The organism is Nonomuraea sp. NPDC049625 (genome assembly GCF_040675285.1).
Classification (GTDB): Bacteria; Actinomycetota; Actinomycetes; order Streptosporangiales; family Streptosporangiaceae; genus Nonomuraea; species Nonomuraea angiospora_A.
This window is the reverse complement of sequence record NZ_JBFAOQ010000005.1, coordinates 282,119-305,440: the sequence shown is the minus strand read 5'-3', so window position 1 is coordinate 305,440 and position 23,322 is coordinate 282,119. Positions and strand designations below refer to the sequence as shown.

Here is a 23,322-nt window from a genome sequence, read left to right as displayed (position 1 = left end):
CGTACGACCGCTGTTCCTACTACTGGCAGGGTCAGCCTCGTTCGTCGTCGTGTGCGTACTATCGGGGGTTATGAGCGAGATCGGCGAATTCCTGCGCAGCCGGCGGGCGCGGCTGCGGCCGGAGGACGTCGGGCTGCCGGTCTTCAGCCGGCACCGGCGCGTGCCGGGGCTGCGCCGCGAGGAGCTGGCCCAGCTTGCCGGCGTGTCCGTCGCCTACCTCACGCGGCTGGAGCAGGGCAAGGGCAACAACGTGTCGGGCGAGGTGATCGGGGCGATCACGCGCGCGCTGCGGCTGAGCGACACCGAGCACGAGCACCTCACCCGCCTGGTCAAGTGCCGGGACCGCAGGAAGTACGGGCCGCCGCCGTTGCAGCAGGTGCGCACCGCGCTTGGGCAGATGCTGGCCTCCCTGGAGGGGGTCCCGGCGTACGTGACCGGGCCGCGTTCGGACATCCTGGGCTGGAACCCGATGGCGGCGGCCCTGTTCGGCGACTGGGACCGGCTGCCGCCCCAGGAGCGCAACTGGGCCCGGCTGGTGTTCCTGGACCCCGGCCATCGGCGGCTGTTCGCGGACTGGGAGGCGAAGGCCGCCGACGTGGTCGGCGCTCTGCGCCTGTACGCCGGCTGCTACCCCGACGATCCGCGGCTGCTGACGCTCGTGGGCGAGCTGTCGGTGAAGAGCGAGACGTTCCGCCGGCTGTGGGCCGGGCACGACGTGAAGGAGAGCAACCACGGCACCCGGCGCCTGCGCCATCCGCTGCTGGGCGAGCTCACGCTCTCCTTCGAGTCGCTGCGGCTGCCCGACGACCCCGAGCAGTCCCTGACCGTCTACCACGCCCCGCCCGGCTCCGCCCAGGCGGAGAACCTGCGGCTGCTGGCCGGTTCCGTCAGCACTCGATGACGTTGACGGCCAGGCCGCCGCGCGAGGTCTCCTTGTACTTGTCGAGCATGTCGCGGCCGGTGTCACGCATGGTCTTGATGGCCTTGTCCAGCGAGACGAAGTGGCGGCCGTCGCCGCGCAGGGCGATGCGGGCGGCGGCGATGGCCTTGATGGAGGCCACCGCGTTGCGTTCGATGCACGGGATCTGGACCAGGCCGCCGATCGGGTCGCAGGTCAGGCCCAGATTGTGCTCGATGCCGATCTCGGCGGAGTTCTCCACCTGCTCCGGCGTGCCGCCCAGCACCTCGGTCAGCCCGGCCGAGGCCATCGAGCAGGCCGAACCCACCTCGCCCTGGCAGCCCACCTCCGCTCCGGAGATCGAGGCGTTCTCCTTGAACAGCACGCCGATCGCCGCCGCCGTCAGCAGGAAGCGCACCACCCCGTCGTCGCCGGCGCCGGGCACGAACCGCGTGTAGTAGGTGAGCACCGCCGGGATGATGCCCGCGGCGCCGTTGGTGGGCGCGGTGACGATGCGGCCCCCGGCGGCGTTCTCCTCGTTGACCGCCAGCGCGAACAGCGACACCCAGTCCATCGCGTGCAGCGGGTCCTTCTCCGGCGCCTCCGCCAGCAGGCGCCGGTGCAGCCCATGGGCGCGGCGGCGCACACGGAGCCCGCCGGGCAGCACGCCCTCGGAGGCGATCCCGCGTCGGACGCACTCGGTCATCACCCGCCACAGCTCCAGGATGCCCGCGCGGATCTCCGCCTCGGTGCGGCCGAAGGCCTTCTCGTTCTCCAGCATCAGCCCGGAGATCGACAGCCCGGTGTTGGCGCAGTGCTTGAGCAGCTCCTCCGCGGTCGTGAACGGGTACGGCAGGACCGTGTCGTCCGCCTTGATGCGGTCCGCCCCGGCGGCCGTCTCGTCGACGACGAAGCCGCCGCCGACCGAGAAGTACACCTTCTCCCGCAGGACCCCGCCGTCGGCGCCGAAGGCGGTGAAGCGCATCCCGTTGGGGTGCCCGGGCAGCGAGATCCTGCGTTCGAAGACCAGGTCCTCGCCGACCACGAACGGCACCGGGTGCGTGCCGGCGAGCGGCACGGTGCCCGACTCCCGCATGGCGAGCAGCCGGGCGTCGACGGAGTCCACGTCGACCAGCTCCGGCTTCTCGCCGGACAGGCCGAGCAGCACGGCCTTGTCGCTGCCGTGGCCCTTGCCGGTCAGCCCGAGCGAGCCGTACAGGATCACCTGGACCCGGGCGACGGACTCCAGCAGCCCGTCCTGGCGCAGCCCCCGGACGAACCTGTGCGCGGCCGCCATCGGCCCGCCCGTGTGCGAACTGGACGGCCCGATGCCGATCTTGAACAGGTCGAAGACCCCGATGCTCACGTCACGTACTCCGCCGCCGCGTCCAGCAGCCACTCCGCCAGGTAGGCGGCGAAGGACGAGCGCACCAGCACCAGGAACCCGTCCTCCCGGGGCACGAGCACGACCTGCGCCCGCGCCAGCATGGTCTGCGCGCACCGCCCCGGCCCGAACGCGCGCGGATGCAGGTCGAGCGCGCAGCCGTGGGCGAGCAGGTCGCGGGCCCTGGGCCCGCCGACGAACAGCGTGGTGCGCTGCGCCGAGACGTCCACGATCGAGCCGTGCCGCTCGCCGAGCTCCTTGCGCAGCAGCTCGGGCCGGTATCCGGGCGGCGCGATCACCAGCCACTCGTCCGGCCCCAGCCAGGCCGCGGTGATCTCGCCGGAGGTCACCGCGGTGTTCGGCTCGACCGGCAGCAGGACGCCGAGGTCGGTCCCGGGGGCCACCCGCACGTTGACGTGGGTGAGGAAGGGGATCTCCCGCAGCGTCAGCGCCCCGCCGCGCGAGGCAGCCTCGAAACGGCCGGCGAACGCCCCGGCCGGACTCCTGCGCTCAACCATCGCGACGCGCTCCTTCGGGGTCGTACAGGACGTGAGACGTGACGGTCACCGGCACCATGGCGTCGCCCACGGGCGCGTAGAGCCGCTCGCCGTGGCGCGACTGCCCGCCCTTGAGCAGGGCCAGCGCGAACGTACGGCCGAGCGCCGCGCTGCGGTAGCTGGAGGTGACGTGGCCCAGCATGGGCACCGGCGGCTCGGGCAGCTCGGCGGAGGCCACCAGGTGGGCGCCCTCCGGCAGCAGGAAGCCGTGGTCGTCCGGCAGCAGCCCGACGAGCTGCTTGCGGTCGGGACGCGAGCTGTCGGCCCTGGCGTGGGAGCGTTTGCCCACGAAGTCGGGCTTCTTCTTCGACACCACCCACGACATGCCCAGATCCTGCGGCGTGACGGTGCCGTCGGTGTCCTGGCCGACGATCGGGTAGCCCTTCTCGGCCCGCAGCACGTGCATGGTCTCCGTGCCGTACGGGGTCACGCGGCCATCGGACATGATCGCGGTCCACAGGCGGAGCCCGTCCCAGGAGGTCACGTTGATCTCGTAGGCCAGCTCGCCGGAGAAGCTGATGCGGCACACCCGGGCGGGGATCCCGGCCACCTCGGCCTCGCGCCAGGTCATGAACGGGAAGTCGGCCGCCGAGACCGCCAGCTCGGGCGCCAGCGCCGCGAGCACCTCGCGCGAGTGCGGCCCGACCAGCGCGACCGTCGCCCACTGCTCGGTCACCGAGGTGAGGTGCACCCGCAACGACGGCCACTCGGTCTGCAGCCACTCCTCCATCCAGTCCAGCACCGCGGCGGCGTTGCCGGTCGTGGTGGTGACCAGGAAGTGGTCGGCGGCCAGGCGGATGACGGTGCCGTCGTCGAAGACCATGCCGTCGGCCCGGCACATCACGCCGTACCGGATCGAGCCGACGGCCAGCGAGCTCATCAGGTTGGTGTAGAGCCTGTCGAGGAACTCTCCCGCGTCCGGGCCGATCACGTCGATCTTGCCGAGCGTGGAGGCGTCCATCGCCGCCACGCTCCCGCGCGCGGCCCGGCACTCGCGCAGCACGGCCGCCTCCATGGTTTCGCCCGCGCGCGGGTAGTACCAGGGCCGCTGCCACTGCCCGACGTTCTCGAACAGCGCCCCGTGCTCGGCGTGCCACTCGTGCAGCGCCGTCACCCTGACGGGGTCGTGCAGCGCCCCGCGGTCGCGCCCGGCCAGGGCCGCGAAGCTCACCGGCGTGTACGGCGCCCGGTAGGAGGTGATCCCGACCTCGCCCACCGGCACGCCCAGCGCGTGGGCCACCACGGCCGAGGTCAGCAGCCCCGACGTCTTGCCCTGGTCGTGCGCGGTCCCGGCGGTGGTGTAGCGCTTGACGTGCTCGACCGAGCGCAGCCCCGCGCCGGTGGCGCGCAGCACGTCGGCCGCGGTGACATCCCGCTGCAGGTCCACGAAGTGCCCGCCGAGGTCGTCCGCCGGCACCAGCCAGTACGGCGTCCCCCCGGGCCCCACGGGCACTGGCCCGCCGTCCCCGGCACCGTCGGCAAGGCAGCCCTCCAGCGTGAAAACGCCCCTGGCGGCCCCCGCCACGCGGACCTTCTGCCGCGAGACGCCGGGCACCAGCGCGGCCAGGTCCTCGTCGTAGCGCAGCGTCCCGCCCGCCTGGCTGAACAGGTGCACCACCGGGTTCCACCCGCCGGACACCAGCACCAGGTCGGCCTCGATCTCGGTCCCGCCGGCCAGGACGGAGGAGACCTCGCCCGCGCCCCTGGCGGCCTCGACCGCCTGCCCGGCCAGCACCTCGATGCCGCGCCGCCGGGCCTCGGGCAGCGGCCCGGGGGAGGGGCGCACGTCCACGATCGCGGCCACCTCCAGGCCGGCGTCCGCCAGGTCGAAGGCGGCCTCGTAGGCGCTGTCGTTCGTGGTGAAGACCACGGCCCGGCGCCCGGGCAGCGCGCCGTACCTGACGGCGTACGTGCGCGCGGCCCCGGCCAGCATCACGCCGGGCAGGTCGTTGCCCGCGAAGGCGATGGGCCGCTCGTGCGCGCCGGTGGCCAGCACCACCCGGCCCGCCCGGATGCGCCAGATCCGCTCCCTGGCCACGTGGGCGGGGGCGGCCGCGCCGAGGTGCTCCGTGCGGCGCTCGACGGCCATGAGGTAGTTGTCGTCGTAGTAGCCGAAGACCGTGGTGCGGCGCAGCACCGTGACGTCCGGCAGGCGCTCCAGGCCGGCCGTCACCGCCGCCGCCCACTCGTGGCCGACCGAGCCCTCTCCGGTGGGCAACCGCTCGGTGGTGCCCAGCAGGCTGCCGCCCGGACGGGGCTGCTCGTCGGCCAGGATCACCCGGGCGCCGTCCACGGCGGCGGCCCGGGCGGCGGCCAGCCCCGCCGGGCCGGCGCCGACCACCAGCACGTCGCAGTGGGCGTGCACGGCGTCGTAACGGGCCGGGTCGGGCTCGGCCGCCAGGCGGCCCCGGCCGGGCAGGCTGCTCGCCACGAGCCCGTCGTACAGCTCGATCGTGGTGGCCGGCCGCATCGGCTCGGGGAAGGGCCGCTCGATCTGGACGACCGCGTTGGGCTCCTCGCTGCCCGCGGCGAAGATGCCGCGCGGGCGGCCCAGCTTGACGCTGGTCGCGGCCTGGCGCACGCCGTTGGCCAGCAGCGCGGAGGCCAGGGTGTCGCCGGGATGGCCGGTCAGCTCGCGGCCGTCGAAGCGGAAGCGCAACGTGCCGCCGCGGTCGATCAGCCCGCCGGTGGACAGCCTCATCGGGCCTCCAGGATCTCGTTGGTGGCGGTGTCGCGGACCAGGTTGAACCAGCGGCGGCAGCCGGCCGCATGGCTCCACCGCTCGGCGAAGGGGCCCTTGGGGTTGTCGCGGAAGAACAGGTAGCGCGCCCACTCCTCGTCCGACAGCGCGGCCGGGTCGGCGGGGTAGGCGACGTGGGCCTGCCCGCCGTAGTGGAACTCGGCCTCGTCGCGAGGGCCGCACCAGGGGCATGGGATCTGCAGCATCGGCCGTTCCTCAGTGCGCGACCGCGGCGGCGCCGTGCTCGTCCACGAGCGCCCCGGTGGTGAATCGGTCAAGGGAGAAGGGGGCGTTGAGCGGGTGCGGCTCGTCGTTGGCCACGGTGTGCGCGAAGCACCAGCCCACGCCGGGCGTCGCCTTGAAGCCGCCGGTGCCCCAGCCGCAGTTGAGGTAGAGGTTCCGGACCGGGGTCAGGCCGACGATCGGCGAGGCGTCGGGCGAGACGTCCACCACGCCGCCCCAGGTACGCAGCACGTGCGCGCGGGCGAAGATCGGGAACAGCTCCAGCGCGGCGGCCATCTGCCGCTCGATGATGTGGAAGGCGCCGCGCTGCCGGTAGGAGTTGGCCGCGTCGATGCCGGCGCCCATGACCAGCTCGCCCTTGTGGGCCTGGCTGACGTAGACGTGCACGGCGTTGGACATGACGACCGTCGGGTGCACGGGTTCGAGCAGCTCGGACACCAGCGCCTGGAGCGGGTGGCTCTGCAGCGGCAGGTCGATCCCCGCGGTCTTGGCCACGACCGAGGTGTGGCCCGCCGCGCACAGCGCGACCCGGCCGGCCGAGATCGGGCCCCGGGTGGTCTCCACGCCGGTGACCCGGCCGTCGCTCACCTGCAGCCCGGTGACCTCGCAGTGCTCGATGAAGTCCACGCCGAGGGCCGCCGCGGCGCGGGCGTACCCCCAGGCCACGTGGTCGTGCTTGGCGATGCCGGCGCGGGGCTGGAAAGTGCCGCCGAGCACCGGGTAGCGCACGCCGGGCGAGATGTCCACGATCGGGCACACCTCGCGGACCTGCTCGGGGTCCAGCCATTCGGCGTCGACGCCGTTGAGCCGGTTGGCCTCGACGCGGCGCACGCTGTCGCGCACGTCCTGCAGGCTGTGCGCGAGGTTGAGCACGCCGCGCTGGCTGAACAGCAGGTCGTAGCCGAGCTCCTCCTCCAGGCCCTCCCACAGCTTGAGCGCGTGCTCGTAGATGCCCGCGCTCTCGTCCCACAGGTAGTTGGAGCGGATGATCGTGGTGTTGCGCGCCATGTTCCCGCCGGCCAGCCACCCCCGCTCCAGGACCGCGATGTCGGTGATGCCGTGGTTCTTGGCCAGGTAGTAGGCGGTGGCCAGGCCGTGCCCGCCGGCTCCGACGATGACGACGTCGTAGGAGCGCCTGGGCTCGGCGGCGCCCCACAGCCACTCGGGGTGCTCGGGCAGGTTCATCGCGCCTCTCCGTACAGCGGGTGCTTGCCGGCCAGGACCTCGACCCGGTCGCGCAGGTACGACAGGTCGGCCTCCGGCGTCAGCGCGGTGGCGATGACGTCGGAGACCTCCGCGAAGTCGGCCGCCTCGAAGCCGCGCGTGGCCAGCGCCGGGGTGCCGATCCGCAGGCCCGAGGTGACCATGGGCGGTCGCGGGTCGAACGGCACGGCGTTGCGGTTGACCGTGATCCCGGCCGCGTGCAGCCGGTCCTCGGCCTGCTTGCCGTCCAGCTCGGACTCGCGCAGGTCGACCAGGACCAGGTGCACGTCGGTGCCGCCGGTCAGCACCTTCACGCCCGCGGCCGCCGCGTCGGGCGCCAGCAGCCGGTCGGCCAGGATGCGGGCGCCCTCCAGCGTGCGGCGCTGCCGCTCCCTGAACGCCTCCCCAGCGGCGATCTTGAAGGAGACCGCCTTGGCCGCGATCACGTGCTCCAGCGGGCCGCCCTGCTGGCCGGGGAAGACCGAGGAGTTGATCTTCTTGGCGAGCTCCTCCGTGGACAGGATCACCCCGCCGCGCGGGCCGCCGAGCGTCTTGTGCGTGGTCGTGGTCGTGATGTGCGCGTGCGGCACGGGGGAGGGGTGCAGCCCGGCGGCCACCAGCCCGGCGAAGTGCGCCATGTCCACCATCAGGTACGCGCCCACCTCGTCGGCGATCCGGCGGAAGGCCGCGAAGTCCAGCTGCCGCGGATAGGCCGACCAGCCGGCGATGATGAGCCGGGGACGGTGCTCACGGGCCAGGCGCTCGACCTCGTCCATGTCCACCAGGTGGTCGCTCTCGCGCACGTGGTAGGCGACCACGTGGTACAGGCGGCCGGAGAAGTTGATGCGCATCCCGTGCGTCAGGTGGCCGCCGTGGGCCAGGTCGAGGCCGAGGATGGTGTCGCCGGGCTCCAGCAGCGCCGCCATCGCCGCGGCGTTGGCCTGGGCTCCCGAGTGCGGCTGCACGTTGGCCGCCTCGGCGCCGAACAGCGCCTTGATCCGGTCGATGGCGAGCTGCTCGATCACGTCCACGTGCTCGCAGCCGCCGTAGTAGCGCCTGCCGGGGTAGCCCTCGGCGTACTTGTTGGTGAGCACCGAGCCCTGGGCCGCCATCACGGCGGCGGGCGCGAAGTTCTCCGAGGCGATCATCTCCAGCGTCGAGCGCTGCCTGGCGAGCTCGGCGCCGATCAGGGCGTGGACCTCGGGGTCCACCACGTCCAGCGGGGTGTCGATCATATGAGGTCCTTTCCCTAACCGCGCAGCCGGGTCATCGCCGGGTCGAAGAGCGGCTCCTCGGCCACGACGGCCGGGACGCGCTGGTCGAAGTAGCCGATGTGCAGGGCCTGGCCGGGGCTCGCGAGCGAGGCGGGCAGCCAGGCGTAGGCGATGCCGCGGCCGACGGTGTAGCCGTAGGCGGCGCTGGTGACGTAGCCGACGGCCCGGTCGCCGTCGTAGACCGGCTCCTTGCCCATGACCACCTCGTCGGTCAGCAGGCAGGTGAGCTTCCTGCGGACCGACTCCTTGCGCTCCAGCAGCGCCCGGCGGCCGACGAAGTCGCCCTTGTCCAGCTTGACGGCGAAGCCGAGGCCGGCCTCGTACGGGTCGTGCTCGAAGGTCATGTCGGTGCCGAAGGAGCGGTAGCCCTTCTCCAGGCGCAGGCTGGTGAAGGCGCCGCGGCCGCCGGCCAGCACGCCGTGCTCCTGCCCCGCGGACCAGAGCGTGTCCCAGAGCTTGAGCCCCATGTCGGCGGTGGTGTAGATCTCCCAGCCGAGCTCGCCGACGTAGGACAGGCGCAGCATGGTGACGGGCACGTTGCCGATGAAGCCGCGGGCGCCGCGGAAGTACTTCAGCGCGGTCAGGTCGATGCCGGTCAGCGGCTGGACCAGGTCGCGGGCCCTCGGGCCCCACACGCCCAGGCAGCAGGTGCCGGCGGTGACGTCGCGGATGAACACGTCGGCCGGGCGGCGCCGCTCCAGCCAGTCCAGGTCCAGGTTGCCGTTGGCGCCCATCTGGAAGCGGTCGGGGCCGAGCCGGGCCACGGTGACGTCGCTGCGGATGCCGCCGTCGGTGTCGAGCAGCAGGCAGTACGTCACCGAGTCGACCGACTTGTAGACGTCGCCGGTGGTGATCCGCTGCAGGAACGCCAGCGCGCCGGGACCGCTCACCTCCAGCCGCTTGAGCGCGCTCATGTCGTACAGCGCGACCGCCTCGCGGGTGGCCTGCGCCTCGGCGCCGACGATCGGCGACCAGTACTGCGCGGCCCACGGGCCGGGCGTGGGGAGGTCGCGCCCGTCGAGCAGCGGCGCGTTGGCGCCGTACCACTGCGGGCGCTCCCAGCCCGAGGCCTCCAGGAAGACGGCGCCCAGGTCCTGCTGGCGCGGGTGGAAGGGGCTCAGCCGCAGCGGGCGCGGGTGCTCCATCGGCTGCAGCGGGTGGATGATGTCGTAGACCTCGACGTAGTTCTGGCAGCCGCGATCGCGCACGTAGTCGGGCGCCAGCTGGTGCGGCTCGAACCGGTTGACGTCGCACTCGTGCAGGTCGAACGAGGAGCAGTGGCCGTCGACCAGCCACTCGGCCATCGCCCGGCCGACGCCCGCGGAGTGGGTGACCCAGACCGCCTCGGCCACCCAGAAGCCCTCGACGTCCTGGGACTGCCCCATCAGCGGCAGGTGGTCGGTGGTGAAGGAGAACAGCCCGTTGATGCCGGACTCGACCTCCGCCTTCTGCGTGTCGGGCAGCAGCGCCTGGGTCTCCTCCCAGGCCTTGGCGAAGTCGTCGGGAGTGAAGGTGAGCACCGACGGCATCACCTCCGCCTCGTCCACCGCGAGGATCTCGTCGGCGGTGATCGGCATCGGCCGGTGGCCGTAGTAGCCGACGCCGAGCGTGTCGAAGCGCTCGCGGTAGTACAGGTCGGCGTCCTGGTGGCGGAGGATCGGCCGGGTGGCCTCCTCGGTCTGGCCGGCCAGCCCCGGCACCTGCCCGGTCCAGGCGAGCTGGTGGGCCAGCGGGGTGAGCGGCAGCTCCATGCCGGCCATGCGGGCCACCTTCGGGCCCCAGATCCCGGCGCAGCAGACGACCACCTGGGCGGGCAGGTCGCCGTGGTCGGTCACCACAGCGCACACCTTGCCGTCCTGGGTCCTGATGTCGAGCACCTCGTGCCTGGGCAGCACCCGCACGCCGCGCTCCCGGGCCCTGGCCAGCTGGGCGTCCACCGCCTTGACCGCCTTGGCCAGCCCGTCCGTCGGGACGTAGAGCCCGCCGAGCACCTTGGCCTCGTCCAGCAGCGAGTGCTTGGCGGCGCACTCCTGCGGCGTGAGCAGGTGGGCCTCGAGCCCCCACGCGACCGCCCAGCCGTGCCTGCGGTGCAGTTCGACCAGCCGCTGCGGGCTGGTGGCCACCTCGAGCCCGCCGACCTGCAGGAAGCTGTCGAGCTCGACGAACTTCTCCGCGGTGTAGCGGGCCATCTCGGTCATCGTCTTCGACCCGTTGACCTGGAAGACCAGGCCGGGGGCGTGCGAGGAGGAGCCGCCGGTGGCGGGCACGTCCCCCTGGTCGACGACGGTGACGTCGGTCCAGCCTCGGGCGGACAGCTCGTCGGCCAAGGCCGCGCCGACCACGCCCGCGCCGATGATGACCACGCTCGGGCCCGTCATAGCCACCTCCGTTGTTGCGGTATATGCAACCAAACGCGCTTTCCGCAACAAGCGTCGCTCGCCGCATTCCGGGTGTCAAGGGGTGTTCTGTCTTATTCAGTACAGCCTTTCGGCCGGTGGGCGCACGGCGGAGGAGCGGTCAGGTCGCGGGGAGCCAGGCCTTGACCTTGTCGGGGTTGGCGGCGACCCACTTGGCGGCCGCCTCCTCGGGCGTCATCTTGTCCTCGGCGATGTACTTGGCCACGAGGTTCTGGTCGTCGTTGGTCCAGGTGAAGTTCTTGACCAGGGTGTAGGCGGGGCTGCCCGAGTCCGCGAACTTCTTGCTCACGATCTTGTCCAGCTCGTACGGCGGGTAGTCGCAGGCCACCTTGGCCGCGTCGGCGTCACACCCCTTGGTGTACGCGGGCAGGTCGACCTTGACCAGCTTCACCTCGGACAGGAACCACTGCGGGTCGTAGAAGTAGCCGATGAGCGGCGTCTGCTGCTTCTCCGCCTGCCGGAAGGCCTGGATGAGCGCGGTCTCGCTGCCCGCGTAGACGACCTTGTAGTCCAGGTCGAGGTTCTTGACCAGCGCCGCGTCGTTGGTGACGAAGGACGGGTCGCCGTCGAGCAGCTGGCCCTTGCCCCCGGACTCGGAGGTCTTGAACAGCGAGGCGTACTTGTTGAGGTTCTTCGAGTCGGTGATGTCGGGATATTTCTTGGCCATCCACGGCGGCACGAACCAGCCGATGACGCCCTTGTTGCCGGTCGGCCCCGCCGAGACGGCGACCTTCTGCTCGTCGATGTACTTCTTCTTCAGGTCGTCGTGGGCCCAGTTCTCCACGACCGCGTCGACCTCACCGGTGGCGAAGCCCTGCCAGGACACCTCCTCCTTCAGGTCCTTCTTCACCACCTTGCAGCCGAGGTTCTTCTCCGCGACGAGCGCGATCACCGCGGCGTTGGCCTCGTAGCCCACCCATGGGTTGACCGCGAGGTTGAAGGTGCCACACGTCTTGCCGCCTCCCGCGGCGGCCTGCTGGGTTTCGCCGACCTTCGCTCCGCTGCACGCGCTGAGCAGGAGGCCGCCGCCGGTCACGAGCGCGAGCGCCCTGATCCTGCCGCTTCTCGACATCGCCACTTGGTCCTCCTGTGTTCCTGTTCCTTATTTGTTCGCAAGCCCTCCGTGGGCGGCGGCGTCGGCCCGTTGCGTGGCGGCGCGCATGACGCGGTCGAGCACGATGCCGAGCACGACGATCGCGATCCCGGCGGCCAGCCCCTTCCCGCGGAGTTCGTGCTGGGAGAAGCCGGCCACCACGTCGTAGCCGAGCGCCCCGGCGCCCACCAGGCCGCCCACGACGACCATCGAGAGCACGTAGATGAGTCCCTGGCTCGCGGCCAGCGTCACGCCGCTGCGCGCCATCGGCAGCTGCACCTTGGAGATCAGCTGCCAGGTGCCCGCCCCCGCCGAGGTCGCCGCCTCCACCGTGGTGGGGGAGACCCGCCTGATTCCCTCGGCCACCAGCTTGATCGCCACCGGCGCGGCGAAGACCACGGCCGCGATGATCGCGGTGAACCGCGTCGGGCCGAACAGGCCGAGGATGGGCACCAGGTAGACGAAGGCGGGCATGGTCTGCCCCGCGTCGAGCACGGGACGCAACAGGGTGTCGGCCCGGTCGCTGCGGCCCATCCACACGCCGGCGACCACCCCGAGCGCCATCACCAGGATGGTCGCGACCAGCGTGGAGGCCAGCGTCACCATGCTGTCCTGCCAGAGCCCGAGCGCCAGCACCATCAGCAGCCCGATGGCGGTGACCAGCGCGGCCCGCGCGCTGCCCACCAGCAGGGCCACGGCGACCGCCACCAGGCAGACCAGCCACCAGGGCGAGCCGGTCAGCAGAGCCTCGAACGGGTTGAGCAGCCCGTTGGTGAGCGCGTTCTTCAGCGCGTTGGTGTAGGTCACCAGGCTGTCCTGCACCCAGGCGCTGGCGGTGTCCGCGGCGTTGCGCACGTACGAGCCGATGTTGGCCTCGATGGGGAAGTCCGCGGCCCAGAGGTAGGTGTAGGACTGGTACGCCAGCACGGCCGCGATCCCGAGCACGCCCGCCACCTCGATGCGGCGCCGGCGCGCGGAACGCAGCCGGCCCGCGCGGCGCTGCTCCTCCACCCGCCGGCTGGCGGCCGAGGTCACCCGGTCGAGCACCACGGCCATGATCACGATCGCCAGGCCCGCGTTGAAGGCGGTCCCGACGTCCAGCGTCTGCAGCGCCTTGAGCACGGTCTTGCCCAGGCCGGGCGCGTCGATCAGGGCCGCGATGGTGGCCATGGACAGCGCGGCCATGATGGTCTGGTTGACCCCCACGATGATCGTCTGCCTGGCCATCGGCAGCCGCACGTGCCTGAGCGCCTGCAGGGGCGTGGCGCCGAGCGACGTGCCCGCCTCCATCGTCTCCGGCGAGACCTGCCGGATGCCGTGCGCGGTGATGCGGATGGCCGGCGGGACCGCGTAGATCATCGTGGCCACGGTCGCGCTGGCCGGGCCGATGAGGAAGAACAGCGTCAGCGGCGCCAGGTAGACGAACGTCGGCATCGTCTGCATGAAGTCGAGCACCGGCGTGACCAGCCGCAGGAACCGGTCGCTCAGCCCCGCCCAGATCCCGAGCGGGATGCCCACGGCCAGCGACAGCGCGACCGCCGTCAGCGTGAGGGCGAGCGTGTCCATGCTCTCCTGCCACAGGCCGAGCAGGCCGAAGGACAGGAAGCCCGCGGCCGTCAGAGCGGCCACCTTCCTGTTGCCGTACAGCAGGGCGACGGCCGTGGCGATCGCCACCACGCCGAGCCAGCCCAGCACGGGCAGGGGGCGGCCGAAGGACGGCTGGCTGATCAGCGCCTGGACGAAGGTCACCGCGTCGTCCAGGAAGAGCCGGATGTAGTTGATGAAGTAGAGGAAGAACGGGTTGCTGTTGCGGCTGTCGTCGATGACGTCCATGGCCTGGCTGAGGTCGCGGTGCAGCGGGGTCAGCTCGGCGCCGCCCAGCTGCTGGGTGTCGCGCCCGCCGAGCACCGCCCAGCCCACCACCCAGGCCGCGACGACCAGGGCCAGCAGCAGCCTGCGGTCGGGCAGCTTGTGCAGCCTGGCGGCGACCGCCGTGACGGCCGCCATCAGTGCTGCCCTCCGGCGATCACTTCGAGGATCTCCGCGCTGGTGACCACGCCGAGCAGGCCGTCGTCCCCGGCCACGCGCACCGGGCGGTCGGCCGACAGCACGGTGTGCACGGCGTCGCGGATGACCACGTCGGGGCCGAGCTCCGGGCCGTCGAGCGGCTCGCCCTCCAGCGGCGGGCGCATGATCCACGACAGGGTCAGCACGTGCGAGCGCGGGACGTCGCTGACGAAGTTGGCCACGTACTCGTCGGCGGGCGCGCCCACCACCTCGTCGGGCGTGCCGACCTGGACCAGCTCGCCGTCGCGCATGATGAGGATCCGGTCGCCGAGCTTGAGCGCCTCGCTCAGGTCGTGGGTGATGAAGATCATCGTCTTGCCCACCTCGTGGTGCAGGCGGATGACCTCGTTCTGCATCTCGCGCCTGATCAGCGGGTCCAGCGCGGAGAACGGCTCGTCGAACAGCAGCACCTCGGGGTCGGCCGCGAGCGCGCGGGCCAGGCCGACGCGCTGCTGCATGCCGCCGGAGAGCTGGTCGGGGTAGGAGTTCTCGAAGCCGGTCAGCCCGACCAGCCCGAGCACCTCGCGGGCCCGCTCGTAGCGCTCCTTCTTGGGGGTGCCCCGGATCTCCAGCCCGAAGGCCACGTTCTCCAGCACGCACCGGTGCGGCAGCAGCCCGAAGTGCTGGAAGACCATCGCCATCCGGTGCCTGCGCAGCTCGCGCAGCTTGCGGGCGTCGGCGGTGCGGATGTCCTCGCCGTCCAGCACGATCTCGCCCGCCGTGGGCTCGATCAGCCGGGTCAGGCAGCGCACCAGGGTGGACTTGCCCGAGCCCGACAGGCCCATGACGACGAACACCTCGCCCCGCCGGACCGAGAAGGAGACGTCGCGGACCGCGGCGACGCAGCCGGTCTGCTCCTTGAGCTCCGTGCGGCTCAGGGTGCTGCCGACCACGCGGCCGGCCTTGGGGCCGAACACCTTCCACAGGCCTCGGACGTCGAGAATGGGGGGTGCCTCGGTGTTGAGCGGTGTGTTTTCGGTCAGTGACGGGACGGTCATGACCACCTCTTCGTCGTCGGAGCGTCAGTTCTCTGGGAACCACCGCTGTGGGCGCGGTCGGATGTTCTGCCAGACGTGCTTGATCTCGCGGTACTCGTCCAGGCCGGTCGGGCCCAGCTCGCGGCCGTTGCCGGACTGCTTGAAGCCACCCCACTCGGCCTGCGGCACGTAGGGGTGATAGTCGTTGATCCACACCGTGCCGTGCCGCAGCCGGCCCGCGACCCGCTGCGCCCTGCCGGCGTCCTGGGTCCAGACCGCGCCGGCCAGGCCGTACTCGGTGTCGTTGGCGAGGCGGACCGCCTCGTCCTCGGTCGTGAAGCGCTCGACGGTCAGGACGGGGCCGAAGGACTCCTCGCGCACGACGCGCATGTCCTGCTTGCACTCGTCCAGGACGGTGGGCCGGTAGAAGTGTCCGGGCCCGTCGAGGCGGCGGCCGCCGCAGCGCAGCACGGCCCCCTCGGCCAGGCCCGCCGTCACGTACTCCTCGACCTTGGCCAGGTGCGCGGCGGAGATGAGCGGGCCGGTGTCGGCGTGCGGGTCGAAGGGGCCGCCCAGGCGGATCAGCTCGGCCCGCCGTACGACCTCGTCCACGAACGCGTCGTGCAGGGAGTCCTCCACCAGCAGGCGCGCGCCGGCCGAGCAGACCTGGCCGGAGTGCAGGAACACCGCGGTGAGCGCGAAGTCGACGGCCGTGTCGAAGTCGGCGTCGGCGAAGACGATGTTGGGGTTCTTGCCGCCCAGCTCCAGCGCCACCCGCTTCACGGTGGCCGCGGCGGCTGCCATGACGCGCCGCCCGGTGGCGAGGCCGCCGGTGAAGGAGACCATGTCCACGTCCGGGTGCTCGGCCAGTGGCGCGCCGACCTCCGGGCCGGTGCCGAGCACGAGGTTGGCCACCCCGTCCGGCAGCCCGGCCTCGGCCAGCGCGCGCATCAGCAGGATGGCCGTGCTGGGGGTCAGCTCGCTCGGCTTGAGCACGAACGTGTTGCCCGCGGCGAGCGCCGGGGCGACCTTCCACGTGGTCTGGAGCAGGGGGTAGTTCCACGGCGTGATGAGGCCGCAGACGCCGATCGGCTCGTGCACGATGCGGCTGATCGCGTCGTCGCGGCCGGTGTCGACGACCCGGCCCGCGTCGGTGCCCGCGACGCCGGCGAAGTAGCGCAGGCTGGCCACGCAGTCGTCGATGTCGTACTCGCTCTCCACCAGGCGCTTGCCGGTGTCTCCCGACTCGGCGCGGGCGAAGGTCTGGCGGTCGCGTTCCAGCAGGTCGGCTACCTTGTACAGCAGCGCGCCGCGCTCGCGGGCCGGCGTCGCGGGCCAGGGGCCGCTGTCGAAGGCGCGCCTGGCCGCGGCGATCGCCGCCTCGGTGTCCGCGGCGGTGCCCTCGGCCACGGTGGCCACGAGGCTGCCGTCGGCGGGCGAGTGGATGCGCCGCTGACCACCGGCGAGTGGCCTGGTCCACTCGCCCGCGATGTAGAGCTCGGTCATCGGCACACCTCGATAGTTGCGTATCGCGCAAGGCGCTGCTTAATGAGGAACAGGATTGACTCGTCTCGGAGTGTTCGTCAAGGGTTTGCCGGAATCACTGGCCAAATAAATACGTTGTGCTGAGGTTTGACCTTCTTGCCCCTTGACGTGGTTGGCCCCTGCCCTCAGTCTGTTGCGTATAAATCTCTTCTTTGCGTCATACGCAACACCGGGAGGGTGTGATGTCTCCACGTCCCGACCCTGGCCGCGAGTTCATCCTCACGGTGTCCTGCTCCGACAAGCCGGGCATCGTGTACGCGGTCAGCAGCTTCCTCGTCCAGCACGGCGGGAACATGCTGCAGAGCAAGCAGTTCAACGACCGCAAGGGTGGCGGCTTCTTCATGCGCGTGCACTTCGCCGCGCATGACGAGATCGAGCGGTTGCGCGAGGGGTTCACCTACGTCGCCGAGTCCTTCCAGATGAACTGGCAGCTGAAGGACGCGGCCACGCCCACCCGCACGCTGGTCATGGCCTCGAAGTTCGGCCACTGCGTGAACGACCTGCTCTATCGCCGCCAGGTGGGCGCGCTCAACATCGACATCCCCGCGATCGTCTCCAACCACCCCGACCTGGAGCCGCTCGCCGCCTCGTACGGCGTGCCGTACCACCACGTGCCCGTCACGGCCGCCACCAAGGACGAGGCCGAGGCGCGGATCCTGGAGCTGGTCGAGGAGTGCGACGCGGAGCTGGTGGTCCTGGCGCGCTACATGCAGATCCTCTCCGACGACCTGTGCAAGCGGCTGGAGGGGCGGGCCATCAACATCCACCACTCCTTCCTGCCGGGCTTCAAGGGCGCCAAGCCGTACCACCAGGCGCACGAGCGCGGCGTGAAGCTCATCGGGGCGACCGCGCACTACGTCACGGCCGACCTGGACGAGGGGCCCATCATCGAGCAGGACGTGGCCAGGGTGGACCACGAGCTCGACCCCGAGGACCTGGTCGCTGCCGGCCGGGACGTGGAGGCGCAGGTGCTGGCCAGGGCCGTGAAGTGGCACAGCGAGCAGCGCGTCCTGCTCAACGGCAATCGCACCGTCGTCTTCCGCTGACGTTCACGCACGAGGGCGGTGGGGGAGTGCCCCACCGCCCTCGTGTCATGCCCGGTGACGGTAGAACCCGGTCGTCTGCGGCGGCAGCGGCGTGTTGCCCAGGATGAGGTCGGCCGCCTTCTCCGCCAGCATCATGACCGGCGCGTAGATGTTGCCGTTCGTCACGTACGGCATGGCCGAGGCGTCCACCACGCGCAGCCCGTCGACGCCGTGCACCCGCATCGTGTCCGGGTCGAGCACCGACATCGCGTCCACGCCCATCCTGGCCGTGCACGAGGGATGCAGGGCGGTCTCACCGTCCTTGGCCACCCAGTCCAGGATCTCCTCGTCGGTCTCCACGGACGGGCCGGGCGACACCTCGCCCGTGCTGAGCCCGGCCAGCGCCGGCGCCCCGAGGATCTTGCGGGCGACCCGGACGGCCTCCACCCACTCGCGCCGATCCTGCTCGGTGGACAGGTAGTTGAAGCGCAGCGCGGGATGCTGCCGCGGATCCGTGCTCTTGATCTTCACCGAGCCGCGGGCGTCGGAGTACATGGGCCCGACGTGCACCTGGTAGCCGTGGCCGCCCGCCGGCGCCGAGCCGTCGTAGCGCACGGCCAGCGGCAGGAAGTGGAACATCAGGTTGGGGTAGTCGACCTCGTCGTTGCCGCGGACGAAGCCGCCCGCCTCGAAGTGGTTGGTCGCCCCCGGCCCGCCGCGCAGGAACAGCCACTGCGCGCCGATCCAGGGATGGCGCCACTTCTGCAGGTTCGGCTGCATCGAGACCGGCTCGCGGCAGCCGTGCTGGATGTAGACCTCCAGGTGGTCCTGCAGGTTCTCGCCCACGCCCGGCAGGTCGTGCACGACGTCGATGCCGAGGTCGCGCAGCTCGTCGGCGTTGCCGATCCCGGACAGCTGCAGCAGCTGCGGCGAGTTGATCGCGCCGCCGCACAGGATGACCTCGCCCGCGCGGACGCGGCCGCCGTCGAACTCGACGCCGACGGCCCTGTTCCCGTCGAAGACGACCTTCGTCACCAGCACGCGCGTCTTGACGGTCAGGTTGGGCCGCTTCATGACCGGGTGCAGGTACGCCCTGGCGGCGCTCAGGCGGCGGCCGCGCCGGATGTTGCGGTCGAAGCGGGCGAAGCCCTCCTGCCGGTAGCCGTTCACGTCGTCGGTCAGGGGATAGCCGGCCTGCTGCACCGCCTCGAAGAACGCGTCGTACAGCGGCGTGCTCGCCGCCCCGCGCTCCAGCACCAGCGGCCCGCCGTGGCCGCGCCACGGCGTGTCGGGGTCGGCCAGGCAGTTCTCCATCCGCTTGAAGTACGGCAGGCAGTGGGCGTAGTCCCAGCTCTTCATCCCGGGATCGGCGCCCCACCGCTCGTAGTCCAGCGGGTTGCCGCGCTGGAAGATCATGCCGTTGATGCTGCTGGAGCCGCCGAGCACCTTGCCGCGAGCGTGATAGATCCGCCGGCCGTGCATGTGGGGCTCGGGCTCCGACTCGTAGCGCCAGTCGTAGAAGCGGTTGCCGATGGGGAAGGGCAGGGCCGCGGGCATGTGGATGAACACGTCCCACGGGTAATCCGATCGGCCCGCCTCCAGGACGAGCACCCGCGTGGCAGGGTCCGCGGAGAGCCGGTTCGCCAGCGCGCTGCCGGCCGAGCCGCCTCCGACGATGACGAAGTCGTATTGATGTGACGTCATGGTGCCTCGTCTCGCTCGCGCGTTTCGCCAAATCGTAGCGCTATACGCATTGCGTTTCACTACTCGCAACAGGAGATCTTTTGGTCGTACGTTAGACGGAGTTCCCTCTAGCACTTAGAGTTTCGCTATGGGCAACGATTCGGGCAGCGGGGGCGTGCAGTCGGTCGATCGGGCCATCAGCGTGCTGGAGATCCTCTCCCGGCGGGGCGAGGCAGGGGTCAGCGAGGTCGCCGCGGAGATCGACGTGCACAAGTCGACCGCGTTCCGGCTGCTCGGCGCGCTCGAGGCGCGCGGCCTGGTCGAGCAGGCCGAGGAACGCGGCAAATACCGGCTCGGCTTCGGCATCATCCGCCTGGCCGGCGGCGTCAACACCCAGCTCGACGTCACCCAGCGGGGGCGCCCGGTCTGCCAGCGCCTGGCGGAGGAGATCGGCGAGACGGTCAACATCGCCGTGCTCCGCTCCAGCTACGCGGTCAACCTCGACCAGGTGCGCGGCGCCTCGGCGGTCACCGCCTACAACTGGGTCGGCCAGATCACGCCGTTGCACGCCACCTCCAGCGGAAAGGTGCTGATGGCCCACCTGGACGAGCGCCAGCGCGAGCGGGTGCTGTCCGACGGGGCCCTGGAGTCCTTCACCCCCCGCACCGTCACCGACCTCGACCGGCTCAGGGAGCAGCTGACCGAGATCAAGCAGGCCGGCTACGGCTACTGCCTGGAGGAGCTGGAGGAGGGGCTGAACGCCATGGCGGCGCCCATCCGCTCCTACCACGGCGACGTCGTCGCCGCGGTGAGCGCCTCCGGCCCCGCCTACCGCTTCACCGCCGAGCGCATGCACGAGCTCGCTCCCGTCCTGATCGGCGGGGCCGACGAGATCAGCCGCCGCCTCGGGTACGCCGGCTGAGCCGGACCACGATGCTCTTGGAGGTCGGGGTGTTGGAGGTCTCGGCCACCGAGTCGAGCGGCACCAGCACATTGGTCTCCGGGAAGTAGGCGGCGCAGCAGCCGCGGGCGGTCGGGTAGGCGATGACTCTGAAGCCCTCGGCGGTGCGCTCGCCGTCGGGCCACTCGCTGACCAGGTCGACCACGTCGCCGTCGGCCAGGTCGCGCTCCGCGAGGTCGCCGGGGTGGACGAAGACCACCCTGCGGCCGTTCTTGACGCCGCGGTAGCGGTCGTCGAGGCCGTAGACGGTGGTGTTGTACTGGTCGTGGCTGCGTACGGTCTGCAGCAGCAGCCGCCCCGGCGGCACCCGCAGGACCTCCAGCCGGTTGACGGTGAAGCCCGCCCTGCCGGTGGCGGTGGGGAAGCGGCGCTCGTCCCTGGGCGCGTTGGGCAGCGCGAAGCCGGCCTCCGCGCGGTCGTTGAAGTCCTCGAAGCCGGGGATCACCCGCGCGATGCGGTCGCGGATCGTGGCGTAGTCCCGCTCGAAGCCCGCCCACGGCTCCTCGCCGAAGAGCTCGCGGCCCAGCCGGGCCACGATCGCCACCTCCGACAGCAGGTCCGGGGAGGCGGGCGCGAGCCGGCCACGCGAGGCGTGCACCAGCCCCATCGAGTCCTCGACGGTGACGAACCCGGCCGGGTCGCGCTCGGTGCGGCCCAGCGTGGGCAGGATGAGCGCCCGCTCGCCGCACACCGCGTGCGAGCGGTTGAGCTTCGTGGAGACCTGCACCGTCAGACTGGTACGGCGCAGCGCCGCCTCGGTGACGCGGCTGTCGGGAGTGGCGCGCACGAAGTTGCCGCCCATGCCGACGAAGACCTTCGCCTCGCCGTCGCGCATGGCCCGGATGGCCTCGACCGTGTCCAGCCCGTGGTGCCGGGGCGGCTCGAAGCCGAACTCCCCGGCCAGCGCGTCCAGGAAGTCCTTCGAGGGCTTCTCGTAGATGCCCATGGTCCGGTCGCCCTGCACGTTGGAGTGGCCGCGCACCGGGCACAGGCCCACGTTGCCGCGCAGCAGCTGGAAGTTGACCACCTCGCGGATGGTGGCCACCGAGTTGCGGTGCTGGGTGAGCCCCATGGCCCAGCAGACGACGACGGACCCGGCGTTCCTGACGTCATGGGCCGTCTCCTCCAGCTCCTGCCGGGTCAGGCCGGTCGCCTCCAGCACCTCCGCCCAGTCCAGGCCGGTCAGGTGCGCCTTCCACTCCTCGAAGCCGCTGGTGTGCTCGGCGATGAACGCCTCGTCGGCGGTGTCGAGCAGCAGCAGCGACAGCGCCTGGAACAGCGCCATGTCGCCGTTGAGCCGGATCTGCAGGAACCGGTCGGCCAGCGCGGTGCCCGCGGCCAGCCCGGACGGCCGCTGCGGGTTCTTGAAGCGCAGCAGCCCGGCCTCGGGCAGCGGATTGACCGCGACGATCCGCGCGCCGCCGCGCTTGGCCTTCTCCAGGGCGGTGAGCATGCGGGGGTGGTTGGTGCCCGGGTTCTGGCCGACCACGAAGATCAGGTCGGCCCGGTGCAGGTCGTCGAGCGACACGGTGCCCTTGCCGATCCCGATCGTCTCGGTGAGCGCGGCGCCGCTGGACTCGTGGCACATGTTGGAGCAGTCGGGCAGGTTGTTGGTGCCGAACCGGCGCACCAGCAACTGGTAGGCGAAGGCCGCCTCGTTGGAGGTGCGGCCCGAGGTGTAGAAGACCGCCTGGTCGGGGCTGCCCAGCGCGCGCAGCTCGGCCGCGATCATGCCGAACGCCTCCGCCCAGCCGACGGGCTCGTAGTGCTCGGCGCCCGCGGGCTTGTACATCGGCTCGGTCAGCCTGCCCTGCTGCCCCAGCCAGTAGTCGCTCATCCCGGCCAGCTCGCTCACCGGGTGGGCGGCGAAGAACTCGCGGGTGACGCGCCGGGTCGTGGCCTCCTCGGCCACCGCCTTGGCGCCGTTCTCGCAGAACTCGGCCGGGCTGCGGTGCTCGCCCTCCGGCCAGGCGCAGCCGGGGCAGTCGAAGCCGCTCTTCTGGTTGACCCGCAACAGCGTCAGCGCGGTGCGGCCGACGCCCATCTGCCGGTGGGCGATGCGCAGAGCGTGGCCCACCGCGGGCAGGCCGCCCGCCCAGTCCTTGGGCGGGCCGGCCGTCAGGCGTTCGTCGTCGTGCTCGTTCACCCGACGCGGTCCTGGACCCAGTCGTGGAAGGCGCCGATGTGGTGCTCGCTGGGCACCAGCACGCCGCCCTTGGCGTACGTACGCGAGCCCATCTGCGGCTGGCACCGCTCGCACGCCTCGAAGTCCTGCTCGTTGACCCGGTGGAACAGCTCCACCGACTTGTCCAGGTCCTTGCCGCTCGCCACGACGCCGGGCAGGTAGAGCCAGTCGCACTCGACCACCGTGCGGTCCACCGCCAGCGGGAACATGCGGTGCACGATCACGTGGTCGGGCACCAGGTTGATGAACACCTGCGGCTTGATCGTGATCGCGTAGTAGCGGCGGTCCTGCTCCTCGCTGACGCCCGGGATGCGGTCGAGCCCCTCGGACCCGTCGACGGTGAAGCCCTGGATCTCCTCGCCGAACTCGGCGCCGTGGCCCACGAAGTACTGAGCCGCGTAGCCGTCGGCGAACTCCGGCAGCACCTCGGTCAGCTCGGGATGGATCGTGGCGCAGTGGTAGCACTCCATGAAGTTCTCGATGATGAGCTTCCAGTTCGCCTTCACGTCGTAGACGATCCTGCGGCCCACCTCCAGACCGGTCACGTCGTAGTTCTCGAGCAGCTCCAGCGAGCCGAGCCGCTCGGTCACCGCGCCCAGCACGTCCTCCTCGAAGGAGGGCGGCTCGTCGGCCAGGCACACCCACACGTAGCCGAGCCACTCGCGCACGTGCACCTTCACCAGGCCGTACTCCACCCGGTCCAGGTCGGCCATCTTGGTCAGGTTGGGCGCGGCGATCAGCTTGCCGTCCAGGTCGTAGGTCCAGGCGTGATACGGGCACTGGAAGGCCCGCTTCACCTCGCCCGACTCCTCCGTGCGCAGCGTCGCGCCGCGGTGGCGGCAGACGTTGAAGAACGCGCGCACCGATCTGTCGCGCGCCCTGGTGACGAGGATGCTCTCGGAGCCGACCTGAACGGTCTTGAACGAGCCCGGCTTGGGCAGGTCGGCCGAGCGCACCACGCAGAACCACATCGCCTCGAAGATGTTCCGCTGCTCCGCGGCGAAGATCTCGGGGTCCACGTAGTAGCGACCGGGGAGGGTGGGGATCACGCTTGACGTGGTGGTGGTCAC

17 protein-coding genes are annotated in these 23,322 nt (G+C 71.4%); 3 read left to right on the top strand and 14 right to left on the bottom strand.

The window, feature by feature from the left end:
- Positions 1–70: 70 nt before the first annotated feature.
- Entirely contained in the window at positions 71–901 is an 831-nt protein-coding gene (locus AB0J87_RS23960; protein ID WP_363968411.1) for a helix-turn-helix transcriptional regulator, read from the top strand.
- Here AB0J87_RS23960 and AB0J87_RS23955 read toward each other — a convergent pair.
- The 11 genes from AB0J87_RS23955 to AB0J87_RS23905 form a co-directional block, all read right to left on the bottom strand.
- Entirely contained in the window at positions 888–2,264 is a 1,377-nt protein-coding gene (locus AB0J87_RS23955) for an L-serine ammonia-lyase (RefSeq protein ID WP_363968409.1), read from the bottom strand. The genes AB0J87_RS23960 and AB0J87_RS23955 overlap by 14 nt on opposite strands.
- Complete coding sequence (locus AB0J87_RS23950; protein ID WP_363968407.1) at positions 2,261–2,800, bottom strand: sarcosine oxidase subunit gamma family protein; 540 nt, start codon at positions 2,798–2,800, stop codon at positions 2,261–2,263. Before AB0J87_RS23950 ends, AB0J87_RS23955 begins: the two co-directional genes overlap by 4 nt.
- The gene (locus AB0J87_RS23945) at positions 2,793–5,540 is read right to left on the bottom strand and encodes a 2Fe-2S iron-sulfur cluster-binding protein (RefSeq protein WP_363968405.1); all 2,748 of its coding nucleotides are present in this window, start codon (positions 5,538–5,540) and stop codon (positions 2,793–2,795) included. Before AB0J87_RS23945 ends, AB0J87_RS23950 begins: the two co-directional genes overlap by 8 nt.
- Positions 5,537–5,785, bottom strand: coding sequence for a sarcosine oxidase subunit delta (locus tag AB0J87_RS23940; protein ID WP_319708365.1), 249 nt, complete (start codon positions 5,783–5,785; stop codon positions 5,537–5,539). The genes AB0J87_RS23945 and AB0J87_RS23940 overlap by 4 nt, the downstream gene beginning before the upstream one ends.
- A 10-nt stretch (positions 5,786–5,795) precedes the next feature.
- Entirely contained in the window at positions 5,796–7,007 is a 1,212-nt protein-coding gene (locus AB0J87_RS23935; RefSeq protein WP_355198633.1) for a sarcosine oxidase subunit beta family protein, read from the bottom strand.
- Positions 7,004–8,260 carry a serine hydroxymethyltransferase gene (gene glyA / locus AB0J87_RS23930; protein ID WP_363968403.1) on the bottom strand — a complete coding sequence of 419 codons (1,257 nt, stop codon included), beginning with the start codon at positions 8,258–8,260 and terminating at the stop codon, positions 7,004–7,006. The genes AB0J87_RS23935 and glyA overlap by 4 nt, the downstream gene beginning before the upstream one ends.
- A 14-nt stretch (positions 8,261–8,274) precedes the next feature.
- The gene (locus AB0J87_RS23925; protein WP_363968401.1) at positions 8,275–10,677 is read right to left on the bottom strand and encodes an FAD-dependent oxidoreductase; all 2,403 of its coding nucleotides are present in this window, start codon (positions 10,675–10,677) and stop codon (positions 8,275–8,277) included.
- Positions 10,678–10,816: 139 nt separating this feature from the next.
- Complete coding sequence (locus AB0J87_RS23920) at positions 10,817–11,788, bottom strand: ABC transporter substrate-binding protein (protein ID WP_350734560.1); 972 nt, start codon at positions 11,786–11,788, stop codon at positions 10,817–10,819.
- Positions 11,789–11,818: 30 nt separating this feature from the next.
- Positions 11,819–13,816, bottom strand: a complete 1,998-nt coding sequence (locus AB0J87_RS23915) for an ABC transporter permease subunit (protein ID WP_350734508.1) — start codon at positions 13,814–13,816, stop codon at positions 11,819–11,821.
- Positions 13,816–14,874, bottom strand: coding sequence for a glycine betaine/L-proline ABC transporter ATP-binding protein (locus AB0J87_RS23910; RefSeq protein WP_363968399.1), 1,059 nt, complete (start codon positions 14,872–14,874; stop codon positions 13,816–13,818). Before AB0J87_RS23910 ends, AB0J87_RS23915 begins: the two co-directional genes overlap by 1 nt.
- 24 nt (positions 14,875–14,898) lie before the next feature.
- A complete protein-coding gene (locus AB0J87_RS23905) occupies positions 14,899–16,359 on the bottom strand; it encodes an aldehyde dehydrogenase family protein (RefSeq protein WP_363968397.1) in 1,461 nt (486 codons plus the stop codon).
- A gap of 221 nt (positions 16,360–16,580) precedes the next feature.
- Here AB0J87_RS23905 and purU point away from each other — a divergent pair, with 221 nt between their 5' ends.
- The gene (purU, locus tag AB0J87_RS23900) at positions 16,581–17,444 is read left to right on the top strand and encodes a formyltetrahydrofolate deformylase (RefSeq protein ID WP_363968395.1); all 864 of its coding nucleotides are present in this window, start codon (positions 16,581–16,583) and stop codon (positions 17,442–17,444) included.
- A 45-nt stretch (positions 17,445–17,489) separates the two neighbouring features.
- Here the strand turns inward: purU and betA are convergent, their stop codons facing one another.
- Positions 17,490–19,127 (bottom strand): choline dehydrogenase, encoded by a 1,638-nt coding sequence (betA, locus tag AB0J87_RS23895; RefSeq protein WP_363968393.1) that lies wholly within the window; start codon positions 19,125–19,127, stop codon positions 17,490–17,492.
- A gap of 127 nt (positions 19,128–19,254) precedes the next feature.
- On the opposite strand from betA, the gene AB0J87_RS23890 reads away from it, so the two are divergent.
- The gene (locus tag AB0J87_RS23890) at positions 19,255–20,028 is read left to right on the top strand and encodes an IclR family transcriptional regulator (protein WP_363968391.1); all 774 of its coding nucleotides are present in this window, start codon (positions 19,255–19,257) and stop codon (positions 20,026–20,028) included.
- On the opposite strand, the gene AB0J87_RS23885 is transcribed toward AB0J87_RS23890, so the two are convergent.
- Positions 20,000–22,213 carry an FdhF/YdeP family oxidoreductase gene (locus AB0J87_RS23885; RefSeq protein WP_363968389.1) on the bottom strand — a complete coding sequence of 738 codons (2,214 nt, stop codon included), beginning with the start codon at positions 22,211–22,213 and terminating at the stop codon, positions 20,000–20,002. The two genes, AB0J87_RS23890 and AB0J87_RS23885, sit on opposite strands and share 29 nt — an antisense overlap.
- Entirely contained in the window at positions 22,210–23,322 is a 1,113-nt protein-coding gene (locus tag AB0J87_RS23880; protein ID WP_363968387.1) for an aromatic ring-hydroxylating dioxygenase subunit alpha, read from the bottom strand. Before AB0J87_RS23880 ends, AB0J87_RS23885 begins: the two co-directional genes overlap by 4 nt.